General features: G+C 62.8%; 23 protein-coding genes. 10 read left to right on the forward strand and 13 right to left on the reverse strand.

The genetic code is table 11. From position 1 onward, the window contains the following. Positions 1-206: 206 nt before the first annotated feature. Positions 207-869 (forward strand): zinc metalloprotease, encoded by a 663-nt coding sequence (locus tag DGA31_RS25815; RefSeq protein ID WP_109514424.1) that lies wholly within the window; start codon positions 207-209, stop codon positions 867-869. 17 nt (positions 870-886) lie between these two features. Here the strand turns inward: DGA31_RS25815 and DGA31_RS25820 are convergent, their stop codons facing one another. Then, positions 887-1,807 (reverse strand): LysR substrate-binding domain-containing protein, encoded by a 921-nt coding sequence (locus tag DGA31_RS25820; protein ID WP_056840866.1) that lies wholly within the window; start codon positions 1,805-1,807, stop codon positions 887-889. Positions 1,808-1,972: 165 nt separating this feature from the next. Between DGA31_RS25820 and aspA the strand changes: the two genes are divergently transcribed. The 3 genes from aspA to DGA31_RS25835 all read left to right on the forward strand — a co-directional run bounded on the left by aspA (position 1,973) and on the right by DGA31_RS25835 (position 6,171). After that, positions 1,973-3,397: an aspartate ammonia-lyase gene (gene aspA, locus DGA31_RS25825; RefSeq protein ID WP_056840867.1), complete on the forward strand. Its 1,425-nt coding sequence runs from the start codon at positions 1,973-1,975 to the stop codon at positions 3,395-3,397. A 302-nt stretch (positions 3,398-3,699) separates the two neighbouring features. Beyond that, entirely contained in the window at positions 3,700-5,151 is a 1,452-nt protein-coding gene (locus DGA31_RS25830) for an alanine/glycine:cation symporter family protein (RefSeq protein ID WP_056841494.1), read from the forward strand. 18 nt (positions 5,152-5,169) lie between these two features. Beyond that, complete coding sequence (locus tag DGA31_RS25835) at positions 5,170-6,171, forward strand: asparaginase (protein WP_109514425.1); 1,002 nt, start codon at positions 5,170-5,172, stop codon at positions 6,169-6,171. Positions 6,172-6,426: 255 nt separating this feature from the next. On the opposite strand, the gene DGA31_RS25840 is transcribed toward DGA31_RS25835, so the two are convergent. From DGA31_RS25840 to pdxR, 5 genes are all read right to left on the reverse strand, one after another. Then, positions 6,427-7,533, reverse strand: a complete 1,107-nt coding sequence (locus tag DGA31_RS25840) for a DUF2314 domain-containing protein (protein WP_109514426.1) — start codon at positions 7,531-7,533, stop codon at positions 6,427-6,429. A 42-nt stretch (positions 7,534-7,575) separates the two neighbouring features. Continuing rightward, positions 7,576-8,481, reverse strand: coding sequence for a hypothetical protein (locus DGA31_RS25845; RefSeq protein WP_109514427.1), 906 nt, complete (start codon positions 8,479-8,481; stop codon positions 7,576-7,578). 211 nt (positions 8,482-8,692) lie between these two features. After that, positions 8,693-9,586, reverse strand: a complete 894-nt coding sequence (locus DGA31_RS25850) for a bestrophin family protein (protein WP_056840871.1) — start codon at positions 9,584-9,586, stop codon at positions 8,693-8,695. 96 nt (positions 9,587-9,682) lie between these two features. Further along, positions 9,683-10,894, reverse strand: a complete 1,212-nt coding sequence (locus DGA31_RS25855; RefSeq protein WP_109514428.1) for a YeeE/YedE family protein — start codon at positions 10,892-10,894, stop codon at positions 9,683-9,685. Between the two features lie 254 nt (positions 10,895-11,148). Next, the gene (gene pdxR / locus DGA31_RS25860) at positions 11,149-12,735 is read right to left on the reverse strand and encodes a MocR-like pyridoxine biosynthesis transcription factor PdxR (protein ID WP_109514429.1); all 1,587 of its coding nucleotides are present in this window, start codon (positions 12,733-12,735) and stop codon (positions 11,149-11,151) included. 91 nt (positions 12,736-12,826) lie between these two features. On the opposite strand from pdxR, the gene DGA31_RS25865 reads away from it, so the two are divergent. The 3 genes from DGA31_RS25865 to DGA31_RS25875 are packed head-to-tail and all read left to right on the forward strand — an operon-like array spanning position 12,827 to position 14,601. Continuing rightward, positions 12,827-13,450 (forward strand): FMN-binding negative transcriptional regulator, encoded by a 624-nt coding sequence (locus DGA31_RS25865; protein WP_056840874.1) that lies wholly within the window; start codon positions 12,827-12,829, stop codon positions 13,448-13,450. Between the two features lie 10 nt (positions 13,451-13,460). Further along, positions 13,461-13,907 carry a GNAT family N-acetyltransferase gene (locus DGA31_RS25870; RefSeq protein WP_056840875.1) on the forward strand — a complete coding sequence of 149 codons (447 nt, stop codon included), beginning with the start codon at positions 13,461-13,463 and terminating at the stop codon, positions 13,905-13,907. 16 nt (positions 13,908-13,923) lie between these two features. Further along, a complete protein-coding gene (locus DGA31_RS25875) occupies positions 13,924-14,601 on the forward strand; it encodes a GNAT family N-acetyltransferase (protein WP_056840876.1) in 678 nt (225 codons plus the stop codon). 15 nt (positions 14,602-14,616) lie between these two features. Here the strand turns inward: DGA31_RS25875 and DGA31_RS25880 are convergent, their stop codons facing one another. From DGA31_RS25880 to DGA31_RS25895, 4 genes are all read right to left on the reverse strand, one after another. After that, entirely contained in the window at positions 14,617-14,895 is a 279-nt protein-coding gene (locus tag DGA31_RS25880) for a helix-turn-helix transcriptional regulator (protein WP_056840877.1), read from the reverse strand. Further along, a complete protein-coding gene (locus tag DGA31_RS25885; RefSeq protein ID WP_109514430.1) occupies positions 14,892-16,217 on the reverse strand; it encodes a type II toxin-antitoxin system HipA family toxin in 1,326 nt (441 codons plus the stop codon). The genes DGA31_RS25880 and DGA31_RS25885 overlap by 4 nt, the downstream gene beginning before the upstream one ends. Positions 16,218-16,405: 188 nt before the next feature. Beyond that, positions 16,406-18,214, reverse strand: coding sequence for a sodium-extruding oxaloacetate decarboxylase subunit alpha (oadA, locus tag DGA31_RS25890; RefSeq protein ID WP_109514431.1), 1,809 nt, complete (start codon positions 18,212-18,214; stop codon positions 16,406-16,408). Between the two features lie 11 nt (positions 18,215-18,225). Further along, entirely contained in the window at positions 18,226-19,641 is a 1,416-nt protein-coding gene (locus DGA31_RS25895; protein ID WP_056841495.1) for an acetyl-CoA carboxylase biotin carboxylase subunit, read from the reverse strand. Positions 19,642-19,869: 228 nt separating this feature from the next. On the opposite strand from DGA31_RS25895, the gene DGA31_RS25900 reads away from it, so the two are divergent. Beyond that, the gene (locus tag DGA31_RS25900; protein WP_161959232.1) at positions 19,870-20,820 is read left to right on the forward strand and encodes a LysR family transcriptional regulator; all 951 of its coding nucleotides are present in this window, start codon (positions 19,870-19,872) and stop codon (positions 20,818-20,820) included. Here DGA31_RS25900 and DGA31_RS25905 read toward each other — a convergent pair. Then, positions 20,774-20,998 carry a PA3496 family putative envelope integrity protein gene (locus DGA31_RS25905; protein WP_056840881.1) on the reverse strand — a complete coding sequence of 75 codons (225 nt, stop codon included), beginning with the start codon at positions 20,996-20,998 and terminating at the stop codon, positions 20,774-20,776. The genes DGA31_RS25900 and DGA31_RS25905 overlap by 47 nt on opposite strands. Positions 20,999-21,196: 198 nt before the next feature. Here DGA31_RS25905 and DGA31_RS25910 point away from each other — a divergent pair, with 198 nt between their 5' ends. Together DGA31_RS25910 and DGA31_RS25915 are read left to right on the forward strand one after the other, a co-directional pair. Continuing rightward, positions 21,197-21,511 (forward strand): hypothetical protein, encoded by a 315-nt coding sequence (locus DGA31_RS25910; protein WP_109514432.1) that lies wholly within the window; start codon positions 21,197-21,199, stop codon positions 21,509-21,511. Positions 21,512-21,550: 39 nt separating this feature from the next. Further along, complete coding sequence (locus DGA31_RS25915; RefSeq protein WP_109514433.1) at positions 21,551-21,868, forward strand: hypothetical protein; 318 nt, start codon at positions 21,551-21,553, stop codon at positions 21,866-21,868. Positions 21,869-21,914: 46 nt separating this feature from the next. On the opposite strand, the gene hexR is transcribed toward DGA31_RS25915, so the two are convergent. Together hexR and DGA31_RS25925 are read right to left on the reverse strand one after the other, a co-directional pair. Next, entirely contained in the window at positions 21,915-22,781 is an 867-nt protein-coding gene (gene hexR, locus DGA31_RS25920; protein WP_056840884.1) for a transcriptional regulator HexR, read from the reverse strand. A gap of 165 nt (positions 22,782-22,946) precedes the next feature. Next, on the reverse strand, positions 22,947-25,313 hold the full coding sequence (locus tag DGA31_RS25925) for a putative bifunctional diguanylate cyclase/phosphodiesterase (RefSeq protein WP_421958010.1): 2,367 nt from the start codon (positions 25,311-25,313) through the stop codon (positions 22,947-22,949). Between the last annotated feature and the right edge of the window lie 182 nt (positions 25,314-25,495).

Raw genomic sequence — 25,495 nt, forward strand, 5'->3', positions numbered from 1 at the left:
GGTGCGCAGCGCTCGCAAAATCTCGGAAACGCTGAAATTTTACGACTGCTGCGCACTCGGTCGCGGGCAAGCGCGCTCCTACAAAACGTTCTGCCATCGCCTACCGAAACTGACTGCGCGGCGCTCTGGCGGCACGGGGCCGCTCCCGATTAGGTGACACCCACGCGGACAAACGCCCGCAGTCACTGAAATGGAGTTCACAGACAATGCTGTACAGATACCACGCTCTTCTGTTGTGCCTGGCCTTATGCCTGGACGCCGCCGCTCAGGCCGTCCCTCGACCCACGTCGCTTGATCAGGTCGACGGCCCCGCCCCGCTGCGCCCGATCGTGCTGACCCTGTTTCTTCACGACCAGCTCACCCGTCAGGAAGTGAGCGACCTCAATGACGGCTACCTTGGCTGGTTCATCAAGGAGGTCACCGATATCACCGGACGACGGGTCAATGTGCTGTCCATTACCGGTCAGCCCGGTTACACCGACTTCGGTTATCGGCTCGGTGACGGCATACAGACGTTGCAGGCATGGAAGGAGCATGTACTCGATTATGTCGACCGCCATAACCTGCCCAGGCCCGGCCGGTATCACAAGTATGTATTGGTGACCCGCCACAGGCTGACGTCCGACATTCTGGGGATCTCGTTTTCCACCCAGGGTGTGGCCATTGCGTCATTGCGATCCTGGAGCACCATTGCCCATGAAGTGGGCCATACACTGGGGGCCCTTCATGAAAATGCGCAGACCCGCTACACACCGGGCCTCCCCTGCCAGACCCTCATGGCCCCGACCGAATCACTGATCCTGCCCAGTTGCTATGTCTTCAGCGACAGCAATCGCGAGGCTATAAAGGCTTACCTCGACAAGCCGTAGGCCGGCGGAAAAACCGGTCAGCCGCGCACCTCGCCAGGCGGGGCCGTGCCGCTTTCCAGCTTGCGCCACAGCAGGCGCACATTGGCCTTGCGCACCAGGGCGCAGCGGTACAGGCGGATTTCCAGCGGTACATGCCACTGCGCCCCGCCACACACCACCAGTTCGCCGCGCTCAAGCTCGGCGCGCATGCTCAGGCGCGGCACCCAGGCAATACCCAAGCCTTCCATGGCCATGCACTTGAGGCTTTCGGCCATGGCAGTCTCGTACACGGTGGTAAAGCGCAGGTTGCTCTGGCGCAGCAGCAGGTTCACCGAACGGCCCAGGAACGCGCCGGCGCTGTAGGCCAGCAGCGGCACGCTGTGGCCGTTGTCCAGGTCGTACAAGGGCTGGCCGTGTTCGTCGGCGGCGCAGACCGGCAGCATCTCGCTGTGCGCCAGATGCAGCGACGGAAAGATCTCGGCGTCCATCTGCAGCGCCGCATCGGGGTCATAGAAGGCCAGCATCAGGTCGCAGCCGCCTTCACGCAGCGCATGCACCGCCTCGCCCACATTGGTGGCCACCAGCCGGGTGGCGATGTTCAGCCCGTCGTTGCGCAATTGCGCGATCCAGCGCGGAAAGAACCCCAGCGCCAGGGAGTGGGCAGCGGCCACCTGGATCACCTCGCCCTGCCCGCCTTCCAGATGATGCAGGTGGCGCACCACCTCCCCCAGTTGCTCGACCACGGTCCGTGCCGTGACCAGGAATAACTGTCCGGCGGCGGTCAGTTCGATCGGCGTTCGCGAGCGGTTGACCAGCACCAGGCCCAGGGCCGCTTCAAGGCTGCGAATGCGCCGGCTGAAGGCCGGCTGGGTAACGAAACGACGTTCGGCCGCCTGGGAAAAACTGCGGGTCGCGGCCAGTGCGCTGAAGTCCTCCAGCCATTTGCTTTCCAGGTTCATTGCGTCCTCCCGGACATCGTTTGAGACACAATCATCGTCGAGTCACACGACATTATGCCGTTGTTGCATGGGGCAGTGTGTAACAGCATTAGTCAAGATTTGCCCAGAGGCCCACTATCGCGCTGTTCCGGCATCATTCATGCCTTTCCTGAGATGAGTTCTATCATGTCCTCGCCTGCATCATCGCGTATCGAAAAAGACCTGCTGGGTGTCCTCGAAGTACCGGCCAACGCCTACTACGGCATCCAGACCCTGCGAGCGGTGAACAACTTTCACCTCTCCGGCGTTCCTCTTTCGCATTATCCGAAACTGGTCGTGGCCCTGGCCATGGTCAAGCAGGCGGCCGCCGATGCCAACCATGAGCTCGGCCATCTCGACCAGGCCAAGCACGCGGCCATCAGCGAAGCCTGTGCCCGCCTGGTACGCGGCGATTTCCACGACCAGTTCGTGGTCGACATGATCCAGGGCGGCGCCGGCACCTCGACCAACATGAACGCCAACGAGGTCATCGCCAACATTGCCCTGGAAGCAATGGGCCATGAAAAAGGCGAGTACAAGTACCTGCACCCCAACAACGACGTGAACATGGCGCAGTCGACCAACGACGCCTACCCGACGGCCATCCGCCTGGGCCTGCTGCTCGGTCACGACGCCCTGCTGGCCAGCCTGGACAGCCTGATCAATGCCTTCAGCGCCAAGAGCGAAGAATTCAGCCACGTCCTGAAAATGGGCCGCACCCAGTTGCAGGACGCGGTGCCCATGACCCTGGGCCAGGAGTTCCACGCCTTCGCCACCACCCTGACCGAAGACCTCAACCGCCTGCGCAGCCTGGCGCCGGAGCTGCTGACCGAAGTCAACCTGGGCGGCACCGCGATCGGCACCGGCATCAACGCCGACCCGCGCTACCAGAACCTGGCCGTGCAGCGCCTGGCGACCATCAGCGGCCAGCCGCTGGTGCCGGCCGCCGACCTGATCGAAGCCACCTCCGACATGGGCGCCTTCGTGCTATTCTCCGGCATGCTCAAGCGTACCGCGGTGAAGCTGTCGAAGATCTGTAACGACCTGCGCCTGCTGTCGAGCGGCCCGCGTACCGGCATCAACGAAATCAACCTGCCACCGCGCCAGCCCGGCAGCTCGATCATGCCCGGCAAGGTCAACCCGGTGATCCCGGAGGCGGTCAACCAGGTGGCGTTCGCCATCATCGGCAACGACCTGGCGCTGACCATCGCGGCCGAAGGCGGCCAACTGCAACTGAACGTGATGGAGCCGTTGATCGCCTACAAGATCTTCGACTCGATCCGCCTGTTGCAACGCGCCATGGACATGCTGCGCGAACACTGCATCGTCGGCATCACCGCCAACGAGCAACGCTGCCGCGAGCTGGTCGAGCACTCGATCGGCCTGGTCACCGCGCTGAACCCTTACATCGGCTACGAGAACTCCACCCGTATCGCCCGCATCGCCCTGGAAACAGGCCGTGGCGTGCTGGAACTGGTGCGTGAAGAAGGCCTGCTCGACGACGACGTACTCGCCGACATCCTGCGCCCGGAAAACATGATCGCGCCGCGCCTGGCGCCGCTGAAAGCCTGATATGCAGGCTCGATACACATTGATCACCAGGCTGAGGGCCTAGACACCCCTCGACCTTTTGAGGGTCTGGAGCCGTGGCTTCAGGCCCTTTTTTTGAATATCGGATTCCGGATCTCAAGGAGGAAATCCAGGTTCGTTACACCGCTTTCGTACTGCCTTGACGAAAGCATTCGTCCGAATGCCGCAGATGAATATTCAGATACACAAGAAAGCGGCTACAGACGTTGACTATTTGCACCGGTATAGTGCGCCCCCTCAAAAAGTAGCGAGGAAATAATAAGATGCTGGAATTCATGAACCACGTGCTGGAAGTCACCAACGACTTCCTGTCCGGAAAAGTACTGATCGTACTCATTGTCGGCCTAGGCGGTTACTTCACCATCCGCTCACGCTTCGTGCAGTTCCGTCATTTCCTCCACATGTTCGCCGTGTTTCGCGACAGCCTGCGCAGCAGCTCGGGTCAGTTGAGCTCGTTCCAGGCGCTGATGCTCAGCCTGGCCGGTCGTGTCGGTGCGGGTAACATCGCCGGTGTCGGCCTGGCCGTGACCCTCGGCGGTCCTGGCGCGGTGTTCTGGATGTGGGTCACCGCTCTGGTGGGCATGTCCAGCAGCTTCATCGAGTGCTCCCTGGCGCAGTTGTACAAGCGCAAGGACTCCGAAGGCCAGTACCGTGGCGGCCCGTCGTATTACATCCAGTACGGCCTGGGCAAGCGCTGGCTGGGCAAGGTCATGGCCGTGCTGCTGCTGATCACCTTCGGCTTCGCCTTCAATGGCCTGCAATCGCACGCTGTCACCGACTCGCTCAATGGCGCCTTCGGCATCGACCACAAGATCACCGGCATCTGCCTGGCGATCCTGCTGGGCCTGGGTTTCATCGGCGGCATCAAGCGCATCGCGGCCATCTCCGACCTGCTGGTCCCGGTCAAGACCCTGATCTACATCGCCGTGACCGTCTACGTCATCGCCCTGCAGATCGAACACGTACCGGGCATGCTGATGACCATCGTCAAGAGCGCCTTCGGCCTTGACCCGGTATTCGGCGGCCTGATCGGCAGCGCCATCGTCATGGGCGTCAAGCGCGGCGTGTTCGCCAACGAAGCCGGTCTTGGCAGTGCGCCGAACGTGGCCGCCGTCGCTCAGGTCGAGCACCCGGTTGCACAAGGTGTGGTCCAGGCATTCAGCGTGTTCCTCGACACTTTCGTGATCTGCACCTGCACCGCCTTGCTGATCCTGCTGTCGGGCATCTACGACGTCGGCTACAGCGGCAACGGTATTGTCCTGGCGCAAAACTCGCTGGCCGCCGTGGTGGGTGACTGGGGCCGGATCTTCATCAGCGTGGCCCTGGCGCTGTTCGTGTTCACCTCGATCCTCTACAACTACTACCTGGGTGAAAACAGCCTGCGCTTCCTGTTCGGCGAGAAGGTCAAGGCCATCGTCGCCTACCGCGTGCTCGTCCTGGTGCTGATCCTGTGGGGTTCGATGGTCAACCTCAACACCGTGTTCGCCTTCGCCGACATCACCATGACCCTGCTGGCCTTCGTCAACCTGATCGCCCTGGCCATGCTGTTCAAGGTCGCCATGCGCGTGCTGCGTGACTACGATGACCAGCGCAAGGCCGGCATCAAGACCCCGGTGTTCGACTCCAGCAAATTCCCCGACCTGGACCTGGACCGCAATGCCTGGCCAGCCAACCCAGGGCTGAAACCCCAGGTCAAGACCGGCGAAGCCGTCGACCCTGTCCCCAGCGCCCGTTAACCCATAAGGAAAAGAACCATGACGCATGACATTCATCAACCCGCTCAGCGCGTGATGGTTCTTTACACCGGGGGCACGATCGGCATGCAGGCCAGCGCCAACGGCCTGGCACCGGCCTCGGGTTTCGAGGCACGCATGGCCGCGCAACTGGCCGATCGGCCTGAGACCGTCGTGCCGTCGTGGCGCTTTCGCGAGATGGCGCCACTGATCGACAGCGCCAACATGAGCCCGGCCTACTGGCTGCGCCTGCGTGCTGCGGTGATCGAGGCGGTGGATGAAGGCTGCGACGCGGTACTGGTGCTGCACGGCACCGATACCCTGGCCTACAGCGCGGCGGCGTTGAGCTTCCAATTGCTGGGCCTGGAAGCACCGGTGGTGTTCACCGGCTCCATGCTGCCGGCCGGCGTGGCCGACAGCGATGCCTGGGAAAACGTCAACGGCGCCTTGCAGGCCTTGGGCGGCGGTCTGTCGACAGGCGTACACCTGTATTTTCATGGCGAAACCCTCGACCCGACCCGTTGCGCCAAGATCCGCAGTTTCGGTCGCCATCCGTTTGCCGCCCTGCAACGCCTGCACGGCGGCCAGCCAGTGACGGACCTGCCTGACGCGCTGCACTACCGGCAGGTGAAGACCGAGGCCTCGATTGCGGTGCTGCCGCTGTTTCCAGGCCTGGGCATCGCCCAGCTGGATGGCCTGATCGACAGCGGTATCCGGGGCCTGGTGCTGGAATGCTTCGGCAGCGGCACCGGCCCCAGCGACAACCCGGACTTCCTCGCCAGCCTCAAGCGGGCGCAGGACAGCGGGATTGTCGTGGTGGCGATCACCCAATGCCATCAAGGTGGTGTCGAGCTGGACATCTACGAAGCCGGCAGCCGCCTGCGTGGCGCCGGCGTCCTGTCCGGTGGCGGCATGACCCGTGAAGCCGTCCTGGGCAAGTTGCAGGCCCTGCTGGGCAGCGGCTTGCCGGTGGACGACGTCCGCCGCCTGATCGAACTCGACCTGTGCGGCGAACTGCGCTGACCGGACGCCAGTACAGGCGGTACACAGGCGGCGCCTGCAGCTCACCTATCGCCGGCAAGCCGCCTCCCACAAAATCGAGTGCCTGACATGCAATCCGGTGTGACACCCGACCTGTGGGAGGCTGCTTGCAGGCGATGAGGCCAGCAAGGGCGGTACACAGGCAGGCACCTGCAGGTCAATCCTCGCCCGCCGCATCGCCAAACCGCCTCCCACAAATCCAGTGCCTGACATGCATCCGGTGCGGGCTTTGATCCCTCAAAAGCCGTGCAAGTGACTCTTCAACTGATCGTGCAGCAGGAACGCCAGCAGCACGCCCAGCAGCATGGCGCCTATATCCAGCGCCCGCGACTTGCCCCATAGCGGGGTGCGTTCGCGCAGGTTGAAATACCAGGGGCCGGTGCACGACACCAGGCCCATGCCCAGCAGCAGTACGGCACCGACAAAGCCCAGCGGGCTTGCGTCCAGCGCGCGCTCGCCATTGAGCGGCGGCACGATCATCCAGTACAGCCAGCCCAGTGCCGCTGCCACCAGCGCCAGGCCGATCGGCCACAGCGGGAAGCCCGGCACCAGCGCATCGACCAGACGCGGCCAGCCGGCCATCCTGGCCAGCATCAGCGGTGTATGGCCGTTGCGGTTCGGCTTCTTGTAGTCCGCGCCCTGCTTGGTCAGCGCACGGACAAATTCGAAATTGCCGGCCAGCACTTCACGGTGCAGCAGCGTCCAGCCCTCTTCGTCCTCATCGGTAACAAGCCCTGGGTTGTCACGCAGGTCCTGCCTGATCGCGTCCAGCGTAGCAACGCACATCGGGTGCTCGCTGTGTTCCAGCTTCGTCAGGGCCTCGCGGTCTTGCGGCGTATCCAGAGTGCGGCTGAAAAACACCGGCGGGTCCTGCCTCACCAGCTCAATGCGCCCGACCTCGCCAAAATCCAGCCCCCAGGCCTGGTCATGCTCGGCGCGCTCGGCCGGCCCCATCTCGCTGCGCAAGCCATCGATGGTGAAGCCGCCGTAGACCCGTCCGCAGCTGACGTACAGCCAGTCGCTCAGGTCGGCAAACGGCACCGAGACACGGTCGCCGGCCTGCAGCGAGGCGACCCAGCGCGGTTCGTTGATGAGCACGCCCGTCAGTTGCTCGCCGTCGAAGTCCAGATCGCTCATCCACATGTTTTCCGCCGACGGGATGGACGGGTCGTTGGCATCGAGCGCAAAGGCCACCTTGACCGCCGCCAGGTCCACCCCGGTGACAATCCGGCGCCGCTCCCACGACAATTCGCGCCAGAGGAACTTGAACGTCGCCTGGGCGCTGACCACCGCCGCCGCCGTGGCGTCACTGTTCTCTTGCGTGTAAATGGGCTGGTCAGTCATACGATGGGGCTCCTTGCCCTGTGGTCATGAATCGTCAACGGCTCAGGCCGGCAGCGGCGCCGAGGGCACGTACGGCGTGGGCTCGGCCTGCAACAGGGCATCGAGGGTATTGAGCAACAGGTCATGGCTCATGATCGCCGTGGCCACGGCCGACAGCACCGGCTTGCCGGCTTCATCCTTGATCACGACCTTCTCGGTCCAGGCATTGAGGTCGACACTGCGCAGCTGCGCAACCGGCACCTGGCGACCCTGGAACTCCAGATGGTTGCGGGTCAGGCGTAGCGGCTGGGTGGTGACGCTGAGGAAGTTGCCCACGATGCGCTTGAACCACAGCTGGCCGGTACCCATGCAGTTGAAGGTCACTGCAGATCCTGCCTGCAAGGCATTGAGCAGCACTGGCAAGCGTTCACGCACATACAGCTCGCGCACCTGCAGCTGGAAGTCTTCAAAGCCCTTGAGCGAAGCCGTGACCCGGCGAAACGGTTCGCTGGCATTGCGGCGCCAGGCCACGTTGGTGACCAGGCCGCTGGTCGCGGTCTGGCCCGAGCCGAACAGGTAGAGGTCTTCGATCTCGACATACGGCACGTAGTCTTTCTGCGCGCCGATGACCTGTGCAATGCCGTGCTCATACACTTCATAGGTCGGCCGGCGCAGCTTGCGCTGCGACAGATAGATGCCGAACATGCACGCCGCCACGAACGCCAGGAAGGCGGCGGTGCAGTAGATCATCATGCTCTGGCTGGAAAACTGCATCGTCATGCCGCGACGGCCACTGGACTCGACGATGACCGGGCCGGTGTCGGCCACCGGCAGGATGGTTTGCAGATACAAGACGAAAGCGGCCAGGCCCAGCATGAAAAGGCTGAAGCCCAGGGTAAAGATCAGAAACGCTTTGCCGTGTCTGTAAGTGGCGATCAACTGGCCCGCAGGCTGCGAGGACGACTGCATGATGGTTTTGCTTCCTTGTAAAAACACGTGAAATGCGCGCCTGCCTGGCAATGTTCGGCATCCGGCGCAGCGCGGCGCGAACCCCATGACGTCGTTGATGGCCAATACATGGCCCGCAACGACGGGGCTCCTATTGAGCACAGAACCACCGCTTGGTTCAGCCTCGAAGGCTCTGGGCCACAGGATTGTGACCCGGGTCTCATCGACGGCCTCAGCTGACCCGGCTCTGGCTCTCGACACCGCGCTGCATGGTGCCCAGGTTGTGCTCGATGTTCTCGCACAGGGCCTTCATCTGGATTTCATGTTCGCTGGCCTTGAACGGGCTTTGCAGGTCGGTGCCGATCTTTTCGATGGCCAGCAGCATGAAACCGACCACGGTCGACGCCAGCGGCGTGAACCATTCCAGGGTTTCGACCAGGCCGATCGGTACGATCAGGCAGAACAGGGTGATGAACAACCGTGGAAAGGCCACATAGGGATACGGCAGCGGCGTATTGGCAATGCGCTCCATGCCGCCCTGGCAGTTGGAGATGTCGACCAGGGTCGACTCGATGCGCGCCAGGCGGATGCTGTCCAGGCGCCCGGCCTGGTATTCGCGAGCGATCAGCATTGCCGAGACGCTGAGCAAATCGTTAGGGAAGTTATTGGTTTCATGACGGCGCTCGAACTCTTCAAGCGAGATCAGCCGCTCGACCTCCTCGCCACAGATACCGCCCTTCAAATGCGCCGACAGGCACTTCACATACGCCACATGACGGCGCAGCAGCACGGCCTTGACCGGATTGGGATGCTCTGGATCTTCGTCCTCGATCAGGGTCAGGACCTGGCGGGCGAAGCTGCGCGAGCTGTTGACCAGCGCGCCCCACAGGGTCCGGGCTTCCCACCAGCGGTTATAGGCGCTGGAGTTGCGAAAGCTGGTCAGCACCACCAGCGCCGAACCCAGCAGGGTCAGCGGCATAGCCGGGAAGGAGTATTTGTAATCGAGGAACAGCATGAAATCGACCGTGACGATCACGTCCCAGATCAATAGCCAGAACAGCGACCAGCCCACATAGCCAAACGTCTGGCCGATAAACCTGAATTTCTTGATGATCAAGCTCTGCAAAAGCCACCCCGTCGATTCGCCAAGTGAACGGGGCATCAGTCAAAGCCCCTCACAATTGCAAGAGACTTTGAATGCAAAAAGGGCAGATGGTTCGTTTCAGCAGCCGCTAAGTGTCGGTTTCATGCGCTCACCCGGAAAAAACACCGGCCGCAGGGCAACGCCGATGCAGTTGCCCATGTAGGCCGCGACCACCCACAGCCAGCCATGCAGGCTGCCCGAGGCGATACCGCTGAAGTAAGCGCCGATGTTGCAGCCATAGGCCAGGCGCGAGCCATAACCGAGTAACAGGCCACCGATGATGGCGGCCACCAGCGAACGCCTCGGGATGTCCAGGTTCGGCGCAAAGCGCCCGGCCAGCCCTGCCGCCAGCAGCGCACCGATCATGATGCCGATGTCCATCACCGTGGTAATGTCTTGCCACACCGGCGCGGCCAGTGCCTTGGCATTGCCGGCACTCTGCCAGAACGGCCAGCTGGCCACGTCCACCCCTGCCGCGGTGGCAATCTTCGCGCCCCACAAGGCAAACGCCGAGGTGATGCCCCAGGGACGACCCGCCAGCGCCAGGGTCGCGTAGTTCAACAGCGCCAGGGCCACCGCGCCCCAGACCAGCAACCAGGGGCCGCGCACGAAGCGCTGCCAGCCGCGCAGTTCGCTTTGCACCGGGCCTTCGAGCTGGCCATGACGGCGCTTCTCCAGGTGCACCGACAGCCAGGCAATCAGCGCAAACACGGTCAGGTTGAGCAACAGGGCCGGCAACCAGCCCAGGCTCTTGACCATCGAGATGGCCGGCAGGGACGGCAGGGCGAACCACCAGTGCACATGATGGGTGGCGATCAGCGAACCCAGGATGAAGAACACCAGGGTCACCAGCATGCGCGCATTGCCGCCACCGGCTGTGAAGAGCGTGCCTGACGCACACCCGCCACCCAGTTGCATGCCGATGCCGAAAATGAACGCGCCGACGATTACCGACACCCCGGCCGGCGCCACCAGGCCGTTGACCGGCTGGCCAAACAGGGTGCCGGCGGCCAGGGTCGGGAAGAACAGCACCACGGCCACCGCCAGCATGACCATCTGCGCCCGCAGCCCGGCGCCACGGCGCTCAAGGATGAACACCCGCCAGGCGGAGGTGAAACCGAACGCCGCATGGTAAAGCGTGACGCCCAGCGCCGCGCCGACCAGCAGCAACATCACCTGGCGCATGCCTACGCTGAGCAGCAGAAACTGCGTGCCCAGCAGCAACAGAAACAAGGCGGCCAACGGCGCGCCAAGCCGGCGCCCGGGCGTGGCCGAAAGCGAATTACTCATGGATTTTTCCAAGCCTGCCAAAAAAGAGCGCCGAGTATAAATAGCCCGCCGGCGTTCAGCCCACAATTAACGCACTTGTCACACTGGCCGGGGGTAGGAGCGCGCTTGGCCTGGGCCGCACTCGGACGACCGAGTGCGCAGCGCTCGCAAAATTTGCGCAACGCCACAAATTTACGACTGCTACCCAGTCCGGGATCTATGAAACGCCACAAATTTACGACTGCTAACGCAGCCGGTCGCGGGCAAGCGCGCTCCTACTGCGCTCCGGTGTGTTGTGTAGCTGGCGTTTGCCACGCTTTGCGCAGCCGCGCCAGGGCGTCGGCTATCGCCGGTTCCGGCACGGCGGCAAAGCCCAGTACCAGGCCGGCACGTTCATCGGCCGGCGTGGTCGAGTCCGGCAGCCAGTAATCGCTCAAGGGATTGATCTCCACCCCCACCGCCTCGGCCTGGGCGACCAGTTGCTGCTCGCGGGCCCGGCTGTCGACCTTGACCGCCACATGCAGGCCCGCCACCACCCGCGGCATGGGTTCGCAGCCGGGCACCTCCTGCGGCCAGCCCGCCAGCAAGGCATTGCGCCGGCTCAGGGCGGCGCGTCGCATGCGCCGGATATGCCGCTGGAAGTGCCCCAGGGCGATAAATTGCGCCATGACCGTCTGGGTTACCGCCTCGGAGTGGCGCATGTCCAGCGCCCGCCGCTGGCCGAAGGCCTCGACCAGCGGCGGCGGCAGCACCAGGTAGCCCAGGCGCAGGGCCGGAAAGGCAATCTTGCCGAAGGTGCCCACATACAAGACCCGCCCCTGGCCATCGAGGGCCGCCAGCGGGGCCAGGGGCGCGCCGCTGTAACGGTACTCGCCGTCATAGTCGTCCTCGACGATCCAGCCACCGGTGCGGTGCGCCCAGGCCAGCAATTCAAGGCGCCGTGCCAGACTCATCACCACCCCGGTCGGGTACTGGTGCGAGGGCGTGACATAGGCCAGCGAGCAGTCGCTAGCCTGCAGTTGCGCACAACACATGCCTTCACTGTCCACCGGCATGCCGTGCAATCGCGCCCCGGCAATCGCAAAGGCATTGGCTGCAGCGCGATATCCCGGGTTTTCCACTGCCACGGTCATGCCAGGGTCGAGTAGCAATTGTGCACAAAGGCTGATGGCCTGCTGGGCGCCACTGGTGATCACAATTTGTTCAACGGTACACGGCAGGCCGCGTGAAGAGCGCAGGTACAGGGCAATCAGTTCACGCAGGCGCCGGTCTCCGGCCGGTTCACCATACCCAAGCTGCTGCAAGTCGGGTTTACGCCAGAAAGCCCCGTACAACTTGCCCCAGATGGCAAAGGGAAACAGATCGAATGCCGGTACACCGACGCGAAACGCACGCGGTTCGCCGCTTTTCGGCGCGGGCAGACTGTGGGTCTGCAACAGCGCCAGCGCCGCGCTGTGGATAACTTTTTCGACTGGAAGTGGGGAAATTTCTGACGAGTTTGTGGATAAACCTGTCGATAACCCTGTGCGTAACCCTGTGGACAACTGAGTGGATAACTGTTTAGTGCCACGCTTGCCCAAGGTGGACGGGTCAGGCAGACGAGCGACGTAGGTGCCATCGCCCACGCGCCCTTCGGTAAAGCCTTCGGCGTACAACTGGTCATAAGCGCGCATCACGCTGTTGCGGGAAATGCCAAGCGCTGCTGCCAGGTCGCGACTGGCCGGCAGACGGGTGCCGCTGATCAGGCGTCCTTCAAGGATGCGCTGACGCAGCAGTTGATAGAGCTGGCGACTCAATCCCTGACGGCGGTCGAGTTGCAGGCCGGTCGGGTCGAAGGGGAATACCGAAGGCTGGCTGGTCACTGCAATTGGCCCTGTCAAATGATGCGTTAATGGCTCTTACCAAGAACCAATAGCCTGCCTAGGATTTACCTGCCCGCCAAGGAGAATCCACATGTACATCCCAGCCGCGTTCAAAGACGACGACCTGCACAGCCAATGGCAGCAGATCGACCAGTGTCGCCTGGCCTTACTGGTGACCGATGGCGAGTCCGGCCTGCAAGCCACCCACTTGCCCTTGCTGCTGCGCCGCGACCAAGGCCCGCATGGCACCCTTTATGGCCACCTGGCCAAGGCCAATCCCCAAGGCCGCGAACTGACCGGTGAGCGTGAAGTGATGCTGGTGTTTGCAGGCCATGATGCCTACGTCAGCCCGTCGCTCTACCCCAGCAAGGCCGAACACGGCAAAGCGGTGCCCACCTGGAATTACCTGGCCGTCCACGTGTGGGGCCGACCGCAACTGATGACAGAGCGGGCCGACTTGCGCCAACTGGTGGGCGCACTGAGCGAACGCCACGAGGCCGGCCGCGCCGCGCCGTGGTCCATCGACGATGCGCCGGCCGACTACATCGACAAGATGCTGGGCGCCATCACCGGTTTCGCCCTGCCCATCGAGCGCCTGCTGGGCAAGCGCAAGCTCAGCCAGAACCGCAGCGCCGCCGACATCCAGGGCGTGCGCGACGGCCTGGCGGCCAGTCAGGACCCGCACGACCAACACATTGCCCGCTTGATGAGTTAAGGACGCCCCAATGACCGATCTACAGATTCGCCCCGTCAGCCCCCAGGACCACGCGGCCTGGCTGGCGCTGTGGCAGGCCTACCTGCGCTTCTACCAGACCGAACTGAGCGACGAGGTCAGCGCCTCGACCTGGCAACGCCTGCTCGATGAACAGGAACCGACCCACGCCGCCCTGGCCTGGCAAGGTGCTCAGGCCGTGGGCCTGGTCAATTTCATCTTTCACCGCTCCAACTGGAGCATCGAAGACGCCTGTTATTTGCAGGACCTGTTCGTCGACCCGCACCAACGCGGCACCGGCGTCGGTCGACACTTGATCGAATACGTCTATGCCCGTGCCCAGGAACAAGGCAGCCGCAAGGTGCACTGGCTGACCCACGAAACTAATGCCACGGCGATCCGGTTGTACGAACGGATTGCAGAACGTGCCGGTTTCATTCAATTTCGCAAAACGCTCTGACTTCAGGATCGCCGTCATGTCCGATGCCCCGCTGAACTGGCAACCCGCCACCCTGCCGACCGTCCAGCCCCTGGAAGGCCGCTTCATTCGCCTGGAAAAACTCGACCCGGCACGCCACGGCGATGACCTGTGGAACGCGCTGGAAGGCCCGGGCTCTGACCGCGCGCTCTGGAACTATCTGCCTTATGGCCCCTTCCAGGCCCGCAGCGACTTCGACGCCTGGCTGCAACGCCATGCGCAGGACAGCGACCCGTGGTTCTACAGTGTGGTCGACCAGGCCACCGGCAAGGTCGAAGGCGTGATCAGCCTGATGTCGATCGTGGCCGCCCATGGCCGCATCGAGATCGGCCATGTCACCTTTGGCGCCGCCATGCAGCGCACGCCCAAGAGCACCGAGGCCATTTACCTGCTGGCGCGCGAAGCCTTCGCCCTGGGCAACCGCCGCCTGGAATGGAAATGCAACGCCAACAACGCCCGCTCCCTGAGGGCCGCCGAGCGCCTGGGGTTCAGCTTCGAAGGGATTTTCCGCCAGCACATGGTGGTCAAGGGCGTTAACCGCGACACAGCCTGGTTCTCGATCCTCGACCGTGAATGGCCGGCCGTGCAACAGGCCTTCGAGCATTGGCTGTCGCTGGACAACTTTGCCGACGGACGCCAGCTGAAAACGCTGGAAGCCCTGCGCGCCGACGCCTGACCGTCGACTCAAGCGTCAGCTGATCTGCCGCTGACGCCTGACCACCCCCATCTGCAAGCCAAAGGGCCGGAACACCGCATTCAGGGACTTGAGTGTCGGGTTACCCTCGCCCTGCTCGATCTGGATCAGGGTGCGCACCGAAATCCGGCACAACTGCGCATAGTCACTCTGGAGCATGCCCGCGCCTTCCACGCGCAGGCGCTTCACCGCCTGGCCCAGTTGCAGGCTGCCATCGGCAATGCCTTGCCGGACGCTTTCGATCAGCAATATACGGGCATCGATGGACAGGGTCATGACAGGTCCCAGTGGCGTAGACGTTGGTCCAGGCCGCCCAAGGCAATGGCCGGATGGTTGAAGACGGCAGGCGGCAAGCCATCGTCACGCAGACTATCCGGCAACGCCCGCAAGACCTCTGCATCCTGACGCAAGCGCTCGAAGGCTCGTTCCGGATCGAGAATGCCACTGAGCGCCTGGCAGGCCGCACGCCAGTCAACATCACCGGCACGTTCGATGGGCCTGGGCCACTTGGTCGTACGGGTCACGCCTTCGGCGTCCATGACCATGGGCGCCAGGTCATAGATCGGGGCCAGCCGCCAGGCATTGTCCTGCCGAATGATCGCAGTGTTGCGGCCATGATTGTCCGAATTGCCCAGAATCTTGTTGATCAGGTCACGGCGCAGGTAATCGGCCACCAGTTCAGGCACCTCGACCTGTTGCCCGGCCTGCGCCCACAGGGCGACCAGACGCTCGATGACCTGCACATGGTCCATCGGGCTGCCCGGCACGGTCACCCCGGCCAGCGAATACATCGACTCGACTGCCAGGCGCTCGACACCTTGCGCCGTGACACGCCGATCAAAACGCCTCATCCACAGGCTCGGCTTGCCGGCCTGCTCCAGTGCCATGTCGGCCGTGGCTACGGTCTCGATGCCCAGTGCCTGTAACGCGCGGTAGTACAGGAACTCAGCATGCAAAATGACCTGATCATTGTTCAGGGCCTGATTGCGCGCGAACTTGATAAACCAGTGCGCTTGCGCCTGCTCATCGGCCAGCACGGCATCGGGATACAACCGTCCGTTCACGTCTTGGGTCATCAGCAATTTTGGCGCCTCACCCCCGGCCCCGGTCGCCCCGCCAATTGCCGCCCCCTGCTCATGGGCATATTCAAGAAAGCGCTGATCGCGGCTGATCACATCCTGGCGGGTAAACCCCAAGGGGTCATCCTCTTGCAACGCCTCGACCGACTCCTTGATACGCAGATGCCCGATGGGCGCTGGCGTGCTGCGCCCCAGCAGGTACAGGTCGTCGCTCATGCCCTCCGGTTTCTGCAGACCGAAGAACTTCATCAGGAAGCGCTTGGCCGCACCGGCCGGCGCGATGTCATGCAGGAATGCCGGCGCATGGCTGAACAACAGCGGCTCGAAATCCAACGGCAAACGCGCGCTGACCGCCTTGGCAAAGGGCGTTTCGAACGCTTGCGGATGAGCATGCACGTAGGCGGACTTATAGGCGATACGGCACGGACTGCCAAAGCCCTTGGCAGGGTCACTGAAGGACAGGCTCATGGCGTCCTGCCAGGCACCGTCGGTAAACAGCTGAAGCGTAAGGTTATACATGCCTGATCTGCACTTTAATGCACCTGACCGCCGATTGAGCCGAGACTTTCTGCACTATAGTGCATTTTTTAGGGTTTGGACCGCCCATAGAGTGCATTTTAATGCAGACCGGTTTTTTCACGCCCATAAAAAAAGGGGAGCTACTACGCTCCCCCAATGAGGTTAACCGTTGAATCTGTAAGGCGCTGTCAGCCTTCGATCTCGATCAGGATCTCGCCCGGGTTGACCCGGTCGCCCTTGGCCACATGGATGGCAGCGATCTTGCCGGCAATCGACGCCTGGACTTCGGTTTCCATCTTCATTGCTTCGGTGATCAATACCGCCTGGCCGACCCTGACTGTGTCGCCTTCCTTGACCAGCACATCGACGATATTGCCCGGCATGGTGGTGCTGACATGGCCCGGCGCGCTGGCCTGGCCACGCTTGCTGCCACCACCGCCGACGAATTCGTTGAGCGGCTCGAACACCACCTCTTCAGGCATGCCGTCGATGGACAGGTAGAAGTGACGCTTGCCTTCAGCCTTGACGCCGACACCGGTGATGTCGACACGGTAGGTCTCGCCGTGTACGTCGATGACGAACTCGGTCGGTACGCCTTCACCACCGGCACGGGCCACGCTGCCGGCTTCAGGGATGGGCAGCAGCGCTTCGGGCACCAAGGTGCCAGCGGCACGTTCTTCAAGGAATTTGCGGCCAATGTCCGGGAACATGGCGTAAGTCAGCACGTCCTCTTCGGACCTGGCCAGCCCGTCGATGTCGGCGCGCAGCTTGGTCATTTCCGGCTTGAGCAGGTCGGCAGGACGCACGTCGATCAGCTCTTCGTTGCCGATCGCCTGGCGGCGCAGTTTCTCGTCAACGGCACCCGGCGCCTTGCCGTAGCCGCCTTGCAGGTACAGCTTCACCTCGTTGGTGATGGTCTTGTAGCGCTCGCCGGCCAGCACGTTGAAGAACGCCTGGGTGCCGACGATCTGCGAAGTCGGGGTCACCAGCGGCGGGTAGCCCAGGTCCTTGCGCACCCGCGGAATCTCGGCCAGCACTTCGCTCATGCGGCTCAGGGCGCCCTGCTCCTTGAGCTGGTTGGCCAGGTTGGAAATCATCCCGCCCGGCACCTGGTTGACCTGCACACGGGTATCGACGGCGGTGAATTCGCTTTCGAACTGGTGGTACTTCTTGCGCACCGCATAGAAGTACAGGCCGATTTCCTGCAGCAGCTCAAGGTCCAGGCCGGTGTCGAATTCGCTGCCCTTGAGCGCGGCGACCATCGACTCGGTGCCCGGGTGGCTGGTGCCCCAGGCGAAGCTGGAAATCGCGGTATCGATGTGTTCGGCGCCGTTCTCGACCGCCTTGAGCTGGCACATGGCAGCCAGGCCGGCGGTGTCATGGGAATGGATGAAGATCGGCAGCGACTGCTCGGCCTTCAGCGCCTTGACCAGCTCACCGGTGGCGTACGGCGTCAGCAGGCCGGCCATGTCCTTGATCGCCACCGAATCGCAGCCCATCGCCTCCATCTGCCTGGCCTGGGCCACGAAGGCTTCGATGGTGTGCACGGGGCTGGTGGTGTAGGCAATAGTGCCCTGGGCATGCTTGCCCGACGCCTTGACCGCTTCGATGGCCACGCGCAGGTTACGCACGTCGTTCATGGCATCGAAAATGCGGAACACGTCGATACCGTTGACTGCCGCCTTGGCGACGAACGCCCGCACCACGTCATCGCTGTAATGGCGGTAGCCCAGCAGGTTCTGGCCACGCAGCAGCATTTGCAGGCGGGTGTTGGGCAATGCGGCACGCAGCTGGCGCAGGCGCTCCCATGGGTCTTCCTTGAGAAAGCGCACGCAGGCGTCGAAGGTGGCGCCGCCCCAGACTTCCAGCGACCAGTAGCCGACCTTGTCGAGCTTGTCGCAGATCGGCAGCATGTCTTCGGTGCGCATGCGGGTGGCCAGCAGCGACTGGTGGGCGTCACGCAGGATGGTGTCGGTTACAAAGATCTTCTTGGACATTATCGGGTTCCTCACAGGCCTGCGTGGGCGGCGATGGCGGCGGCGATGGCCAGGGCCAGCTCTTCGGGTTTGCGCTTGATCGAGTAGTTGGTCAGTTCCGGGTGCGCTTCGACGAAGCTGGTGTTGAACTGGCCGGTGCGGAACTCGGGGTTGCGCAGGATTTCCTGGTAGTAGGCGGCGGTGGTCTTCACGCCTTGCAGGCGCATGTCATCCAGCGCGCGCAGGCCGCGGTCCATGGCCTCTTCCCAGGTCAGCGCCCAGACGATCAGCTTCAGGCACATCGAGTCGTAATACGGCGGAATGGTGTAGCCGGTGTAGATCGCCGTGTCGGTGCGCACACCGGGCCCGCCGGGTGCGTAGTAACGGGTGATCTTGCCGAAGCTGGGCAGAAAGCCGTTTTTCGGGTCTTCGGCGTTGATCCGGAACTGCAGCGCAAAGCCGCGATGAATGATGTCTTCCTGCTTGATCGACAGCGCCAGGCCCGAAGCGATGCGGATCTGCTCGCGGACGATATCGATGCCGGTGATTTCCTCGGTGATGGTGTGCTCCACCTGCACCCGGGTGTTCATCTCCATGAAGTACACCTCGCCCTCGGCGAGCAGGAACTCCACGGTGCCGGCATTCTCGTAGCCCACCGCCTTGGCGGCGCGCACTGACAGGTCGCCGATGTAGGCGCGCTGCTCGGGGGTCAGTTGCGGGCTGGGGGCGATTTCGATCAGCTTCTGGTTGCGGCGCTGGATCGAGCAGTCGCGCTCGAACAGGTGCACAACGTTGCCGAAGCTGTCACCGAGGATCTGCGCCTCGATGTGCTTGGGATTGACGATGCATTTTTCCAGGAACACTTCCGCCGAGCCAAACGCCTTGGTCGCCTCGGAAATCACCCGCGGGAAGGCCTGTTCGAGCTCTTCGCGGCTGTTGCAGCGCCGGATACCGCGCCCGCCGCCACCGGAGGTGGCCTTGAGCATCACCGGATAACCGATGCGATCCCCTTCGACCAGCGCCTCGGCGATGTCGGCGACGTTGCCTTCGGTGCCCGGCGTCACCGGTACGCCGGCCTTGATCATGCTGCGCCGCGCTTCGGTCTTGTCGCCCATGCGGCGGATCACTTCCGCCGACGGACCGATGAACTTGATTCCGCGCTCGGCGCAGATCTCGGCCAGCTCGGCGTTCTCCGAAAGAAAGCCGTAGCCGGGGTGCAGGGCGTCGCAGCCGGTTTCCACCGCCAGGTTGACCAGCTTGCGCGGGTTCAGGTAACCGGCCAGGGGTTCGGCGCCAATGCTATAGGCTTCGTCGGCGCGCTTGACATGCAGGGCATGGCGGTCGGCATCCGAGTAGATCGCCACCGAGCGAATGCCCATCTCGGCGCAAGCGCGCACGATCCGGACGGCAATCTCTCCACGGTTGGCGATCAGAATTTTTTTGATCACTGGCTTTTCCTCGACCATTGGTACAGGCCTGCCGGACGGGCCGGTCGGCACTGGACTGCCCGGGGCACGGGGCAGTCGTCGCTTTGTTTTTGTAACAGCTCATGTGACGCGTCGACGCACCGCCACCCTATGCGGGATCCGCGATAAACAAAAATCAGTAAAAATTGGGTGAAGCATAAGCAAAGACTTATAGTTGAAGTCCAGGCGCCCGGAACACAGGATCAGACCATGCGTAAGTCATTGATGCGAATGACATTAAAACAATTGAGAACTTTCAATGAGGTCTGCGACCTGCGCTCGTACAGCCGCGCTGCCGAAGAAATGGCCCTGACGCAACCGGCCGTCAGCCTGCAGATGCGTCAGCTTGAAGAGCTGATCGGTCAGCCCCTGTTCGAGTACGTAGGCAAGAAGCTGTACCTGACCGAAGCCGCCGAGGCTTTGCGCCACGCCAGCCACGACATCTTTGGCCGGCTGGAAAACTTCGACATGCAGCTGTCGGACATGCAGGGCTCGCTGCAAGGCCAGCTTAAACTGGCCATCGAGTCGAGTTGCAAATACTTCATCCCGCACTTGTTTGCCGCCTTCAAACGGCAATACCCGGAAGTCAGCCTGGCACTGGCGGTGGTCAATCGTGCGCAGATTATTCGGCGTCTGGCCGACAACCGCGACGATCTGGTGGTGATGTCGATGGTGCCGCAGGACATGGACCTGGAGTTTCTGCCCTTTCTCAATAACCCGATCGTGGCCGTGGCACCCAGCGATCACGCGTTATGCGGGCAGCCACAATTGACCCTCAAGGACCTGGAGCCCTGGCCGCTGCTGGTGCGCGAGAACGGCTCGGGCACGCGCAAGGCCTGCGAGGAGTATTTCAAGGAAAAGCACGTGCATTTCGACCAGACCCTGGAGGTGTCGTCCAGCGAGGCCCAGCGCGAATGCGTGGTCGCCGGCCTGGGGCTGGCCATGCTGACCCGGCACGCAGTCAGCGCCGAGCTGGCCGCCGGCACGCTGACCGAGCTGCCGGTGGCCGAATTGCCGCTGTACCGCAGCTGGTGCGTGGTTCAGGCTCGCGACAAGCGCCTGTCGCCAGTCGCCCATGCGTTCCTGAACTTCATCCGCACCGAGCGGGCGCAGATCAGCCGGCTGGTCGAGCGCTTCGACGGTCGCCGGCAGACGGGCTGACCTGCCAGTGCTGGTCGGTCAGGTTGTCGACATCCAGATAGTCGGAAAGCTTCTGGTTCAGGCGCCGCTCTTCGGAGTAACTCTCGATCGCGCGACGAAACGCCATGCGCCGCTGGTCTTCCTGCTGACGGCGCGTCTTGACTGAACTGTGCTGCAAATCATCGTAATGCCGAGCCATAGCCTGTCTCCCAGTACGTTGTGCGGGATGTACAGAGTGGCGCCGGCCAATGACGAATACGCGGCAAAAGCATGACAAGTTGATGAAAAACACCCGCCGATGCACACGAAAAAATAGATATGTAGTGCATCAACGTGATGCTCATCGGTGATTCTGGGCTGGCGGTAAAGCAACCCACTCAATCAAGGAAGATAGAAAGTGAGCACTCCAAGCAGAAACTGGGATATCCGCGTCGACCACACACCTGGCGTCGAGGGCCTGAAGATCTCGGGCATCGTGACCGTCCCTACACCCGCACACGAAGCAACGCTGGTGGTGACCTCCAGCCAGGGCACCACACTCACGCTGGATATCATTGTGCAGGCAGGCAATGGCCTGGCGGCCACCGTCCTGACGGACAAGCTGCTGGACTATTTCGAGCCAGGCCCCATGAAATACAACACGGTGTCCATTCGCCATGAAGGTGAAATGGTCGTCACCGTGACTGATTTTCTGATGCAGCCCAAGCCCTGAGCCGGTCAGGCATGACCCACCCCATCAAGGAAGATTGAAATGACCATTGCAACCCAACATTGGCAAATCCAGCTCGAAGATGCAGTCGGCACCAACAAGCGCGAGATCAAGGTCTCGGGCGCCGTGATGGTACCCACCTCGGCCTACCGGGCAGAACTGGTCGTGGGACCGGATCACTCCGATACCCATCTGCATCTTGATATCAAGCTGACGGAAGAGCCGGAATTCGGCGCGACCCCGCAGATCTACAAGCCAGTGACCTTCTCTCGGTTCGACCTGATCCAGTATCAAAGCATCGCGATTTATCACGAGCGTGAACTGGTCCTGAGCATTACCGGTTTACAGTCGAAATCCTGATCTTCAGGGCGTAGACCAAACCTGACAGCGAACCTTCGGTTCGCTGTCAGTCGTCGTGGTTCTTGATCGACTTGGGCGACAGGCGAAGGCTGCGCAGGCTGCGCTTGACGCTCTTGAGGTGGTTGACCAGGCTCGGCCCGCGCGCCATCGCCACGCCCATGGCCAGCACATCGATGACCACCAGGTGGGCGATGCGCGAGGTCAGCGGGGTGTAGATCTCGGTGTCTTCGTGTACATCAATGGCCAGGTTGATGGTCGACAACTCTGCCAGTGGCGTCTGGCTCGGGCACAGGGTGATCAGCGTGGCACCGCTTTCGCGCACCATGTTGGCGGTGATCAGCAAGTCCTTAGAGCGCCCCGACTGGGAAATACACACCGCAACATCGGCAGGCTTGAGGGTCACCGCCGACATGGCCTGCATGTGCGGGTCCGAATAGGCTGCCGCCGTCAGCAACAGGCGAAAGAACTTGTGCTGGGCATCGGCGGCCACGGCCCCCGAGGCACCGAACCCATAGAACTCCACGCGGCTGGCGCCGGCCATGGCGGTGACCGCCAGTTGCAGGGCATGCGGATCGAGGTTTTCGCGCACTTCCATCAGGGTGTGCAGCGTGGTGTCGAAGATCTTCAGGCTGTAGTCGGCGACCGAGTCGTCTTCGTGGATGGCGAACTGGCCGAAACTGGCCCCCGCCGCCAGGCTTTGCGCCAGCTTGAGCTTGAGGTCCTGAAAGCCGGTGCAACCGATGGCGCGACAGAAGCGCACGATGGTCGGCTCGCTGATCCCGACGCTGTGCGCCAGGTCGGCCATGGAACTGTGCATCACAGCCGCCGGATCGAGCAGCACATGGTCGGCGACCTTCAGCTCCGACTTGCGCAGCAGATTACGGGACTGGGTGATGTGTTGCAGCAGATTCACGGGCTGGACTCGATCAAGGAAGCGTGGGCGGGTATGTAGCTGGCTTGTAGTTATACTACATGACCCGCCAGTCGCCCAGTTCAACGCACTGGAAAAGGTCGCGCACGCACACACCAGGACATTTCATAAAGACCTGTAGGAAATGTCCCGCATGCTGTTCGAGTGTCAATTCAAGGCAACAGCCGTCAACAATTCTTCCATCACATGCGCCTCGACCGGACGGCTGATCAGATAACCCTGGATCTCGTCACACCCCTGCAACTTGAGAAACTCCAGCTGGGTCTGCTGCTCGACCCCCTCGGCTACCACTTTCAAACCCAGGCTGTGGGCCATGGCGATGATCGCCTGGATGATCGCCGCATCCCCTGAACCCTCATCCAGGCCGCGAATGAACGTCTGGTCGATCTTCACGTAATCCACCGGAAAGCGCTTGAGGTAACTCAACGACGAATACCCGGTGCCGAAATCATCGATGGCCAGTTTCACGCCCAGCCCGCGCAACTGCTGGAAGGTGGCGATGATGTACTCGACGCTGTCGAGCAACTGGCTTTCGGTCAGCTCCAGCTCCAGGCGATGCGGATCCAGGCCGGTTTCTTCAAGCACCTGGCGCACCAGGCTGACCAGCTTGCCCTGGCGCAACTGGTACACCGACAGGTTGACCGACACCCGGATCGGCTCGCGCCCCTGACGCTGCCATTCACAGGCTTGCCAACAGGCCTGGCGCAACACGAACTCGCCAATCGCCCCGATCAGCCCGGTCTCCTCGGCCAGGCCGATGAACTCACCGGGCGGCACCAGGCCACGCTCCGGGTGCATCCAGCGCACCAGCGCCTCGGCGGCGTCCAGGCGGCCGCTGGCCAGGCAAAGACGCGGCTGGTAGTAGACCCGCAATTGCTTGTCGTCGATGGCCTTGCGCAACTGGATCTCCAGTTGCAGGCGCTCCAGGGTGCTGGCTTGCAGGCTGTCGGTGAAGAACTGGAAATTGTTCCCGCCCAGGTGCTTGGCGTGCTTCATGGCCATGTTGGCCTGGTTGATCAGCGTGGGAATGTCACGCGCCGAGTCCGGCAACAGGCTGATGCCCACCGAGGCACTGACCACCAGCTCGTGTCCGGCCACCATCACCGGCGTGCGCAGCTTGGTCAGCATGCGGCTGGCCACCCGCGCCAGGCTCGACAGGCTGGCGTAGTTGTCGAACAGCACGGCGAACTCGTCGCCGGACAACCGGGCGATGGTGTCGGCTTCAGGCAAGGCACCGGAGAGACGCCGGGCGATATGCTGCAACAACTGGTCGGCCACTTCATGGCCCAGGCTTTCGTTGAGCAGCTTGAAGCGGTCGACATCGATATGCAGCAGGGCCAGGCTGCGCGCCCCCTGGCGCACACGTTGCTGGGCCAGGTTCAGGCGCTCCCGGAACAGCGAACGGTTGGCCAGGCCGGTCAGCTCATCGAAATGCGCCAGGTAGCGCAAGCGCTCTTCGGACTCGCGCCGCGCCGACAGGTCGGTGAAGAAGCCGACGATATGACTGGCTTTGCCCGCCGCATCGCGCACCAGGCTCAGTTGCAACCACTGCGGGTACAACTCGCCGTTCTTGCGGGTCTCGACCAGTTCGCCCTGCCACTGGCCGGTCTGCTCCAGCGCCTGGTGAATGGCCTGGAAGTGCCGCTGGGCATCGCGGCTGCTGGCGATCTCCATGACCTGACGGCCGACCAGCTCTTCCTGGCTGTAGCCCGAGACCCGGCTGAACGCCTGGTTGATGGTCAGGATCCGGTAGTCGGGGTCGAAGATGACAATGCCCTCGCTGGCCGACGCCAGCACCGTGGCCGCCAGCGGCGCCGGGCTTTTGCTCAGCGCCTGGCGCGCCTGCTCCAGCTCCCGGGTACGCTCATCGACACGGCTCTGCAGGCCGGCCTGGGCCTTGCGCAGGTAGCGCTCGGCGCGTCGGCGCTGCTCGACCTCTTTACCCAGGGTCTCGTTGAGCTGTTCGCTGCGCACCTGCACCCGCTGCAGGTGCTCAATCAGCGCCTGGTTCTGAAAGCGCTGGATCAGGTTGCGGCGCAACAGACGATTGATCTGCAAGGCGACGATCAACAGCGCCAGCCATGCCAGCAGGCCCAGCCAGCCCCAGCCACGCAGCGGCACGTCCGGCCCGAAGAACAGATAGACAATCGGCGGCACCAGGCACGACAGGCTGAAGGTCAGAAACGCCGGAAGGCTCACCGCATAAGCCACGCTGGCCGACAGGGTGGCCACGCCGATCATTCCGAACACCCAGGCCTGCTGCTCGAAATTGGCCACCGGCACCAGCAGCATGGCTGCACAAGCCAGGGTCAGGCCGCTGACGCAGGCGCCCAGGAGAAAGCGCCGGCGCCATACCGGCAGTGCCTGGCGCTCGGCAGACGCCGCGGCAAAGGCCTTGACCTGCACCAGGCGCAGGCCGACCAGCGCGGTCAGCCACACCAGCCATACACCCACGCGCCAGTCCTGCGCGGGGCTCCAGAGCAGCCAGGCGCAGATCAGGCCATTGATGAACATGCACAGGGTCGGCAACAGCGAGCCCTGATAAAGCAAGCGCGTGCGCTCGACCTCCAGCGGCCCGGCAAACTGCCGGCGAATGTCACGGCGGCGAGTACCGAAGGCATCGCGCCGTTTGGAAAAATGGGTCATGGCGTCATTCTTGTCGGTTCTTGTTCGGCAGGCCCGGAGCGTGGGCAAGC

The sequence above is a fragment of the Pseudomonas ovata genome (genome assembly GCF_003131185.1).
Classification (GTDB): Bacteria; Pseudomonadota; Gammaproteobacteria; order Pseudomonadales; family Pseudomonadaceae; genus Aquipseudomonas; species Aquipseudomonas ovata.

Bases quoted from the DNA above. Each gene is read 5' to 3' on its own strand.
- DGA31_RS25925 (WP_421958010.1), bottom strand. From the start codon at position 25,313: ATGTTCATCAATGGCCTGATCTGCGCCTGGCTGCTCTGGAGCCCCGCG.
- oadA (WP_109514431.1), bottom strand. From the start codon at position 18,214: ATGTCCAAGAAGATCTTTGTAACCGACACCATCCTGCGTGACGCCCAC.
- DGA31_RS25820 (WP_056840866.1), bottom strand. From the start codon at position 1,807: ATGAACCTGGAAAGCAAATGGCTGGAGGACTTCAGCGCACTGGCCGCG.
- DGA31_RS25915 (WP_109514433.1), top strand. From the start codon at position 21,551: ATGACCATTGCAACCCAACATTGGCAAATCCAGCTCGAAGATGCAGTC.
- aspA (WP_056840867.1), top strand. From the start codon at position 1,973: ATGTCCTCGCCTGCATCATCGCGTATCGAAAAAGACCTGCTGGGTGTC.
- DGA31_RS25870 (WP_056840875.1), top strand. From the start codon at position 13,461: ATGACCGATCTACAGATTCGCCCCGTCAGCCCCCAGGACCACGCGGCC.
- DGA31_RS25845 (WP_109514427.1), bottom strand. From the start codon at position 8,481: ATGCAGTCGTCCTCGCAGCCTGCGGGCCAGTTGATCGCCACTTACAGA.
- DGA31_RS25865 (WP_056840874.1), top strand. From the start codon at position 12,827: ATGTACATCCCAGCCGCGTTCAAAGACGACGACCTGCACAGCCAATGG.
- DGA31_RS25880 (WP_056840877.1), bottom strand. From the start codon at position 14,895: ATGACCCTGTCCATCGATGCCCGTATATTGCTGATCGAAAGCGTCCGG.
- DGA31_RS25900 (WP_161959232.1), top strand. From the start codon at position 19,870: ATGCGTAAGTCATTGATGCGAATGACATTAAAACAATTGAGAACTTTC.
- DGA31_RS25835 (WP_109514425.1), top strand. From the start codon at position 5,170: ATGACGCATGACATTCATCAACCCGCTCAGCGCGTGATGGTTCTTTAC.
- DGA31_RS25885 (WP_109514430.1), bottom strand. From the start codon at position 16,217: ATGTATAACCTTACGCTTCAGCTGTTTACCGACGGTGCCTGGCAGGAC.
- DGA31_RS25815 (WP_109514424.1), top strand. From the start codon at position 207: ATGCTGTACAGATACCACGCTCTTCTGTTGTGCCTGGCCTTATGCCTG.
- DGA31_RS25905 (WP_056840881.1), bottom strand. From the start codon at position 20,998: ATGGCTCGGCATTACGATGATTTGCAGCACAGTTCAGTCAAGACGCGC.
- DGA31_RS25840 (WP_109514426.1), bottom strand. From the start codon at position 7,533: ATGACTGACCAGCCCATTTACACGCAAGAGAACAGTGACGCCACGGCG.
- DGA31_RS25875 (WP_056840876.1), top strand. From the start codon at position 13,924: ATGTCCGATGCCCCGCTGAACTGGCAACCCGCCACCCTGCCGACCGTC.
- DGA31_RS25855 (WP_109514428.1), bottom strand. From the start codon at position 10,894: ATGAGTAATTCGCTTTCGGCCACGCCCGGGCGCCGGCTTGGCGCGCCG.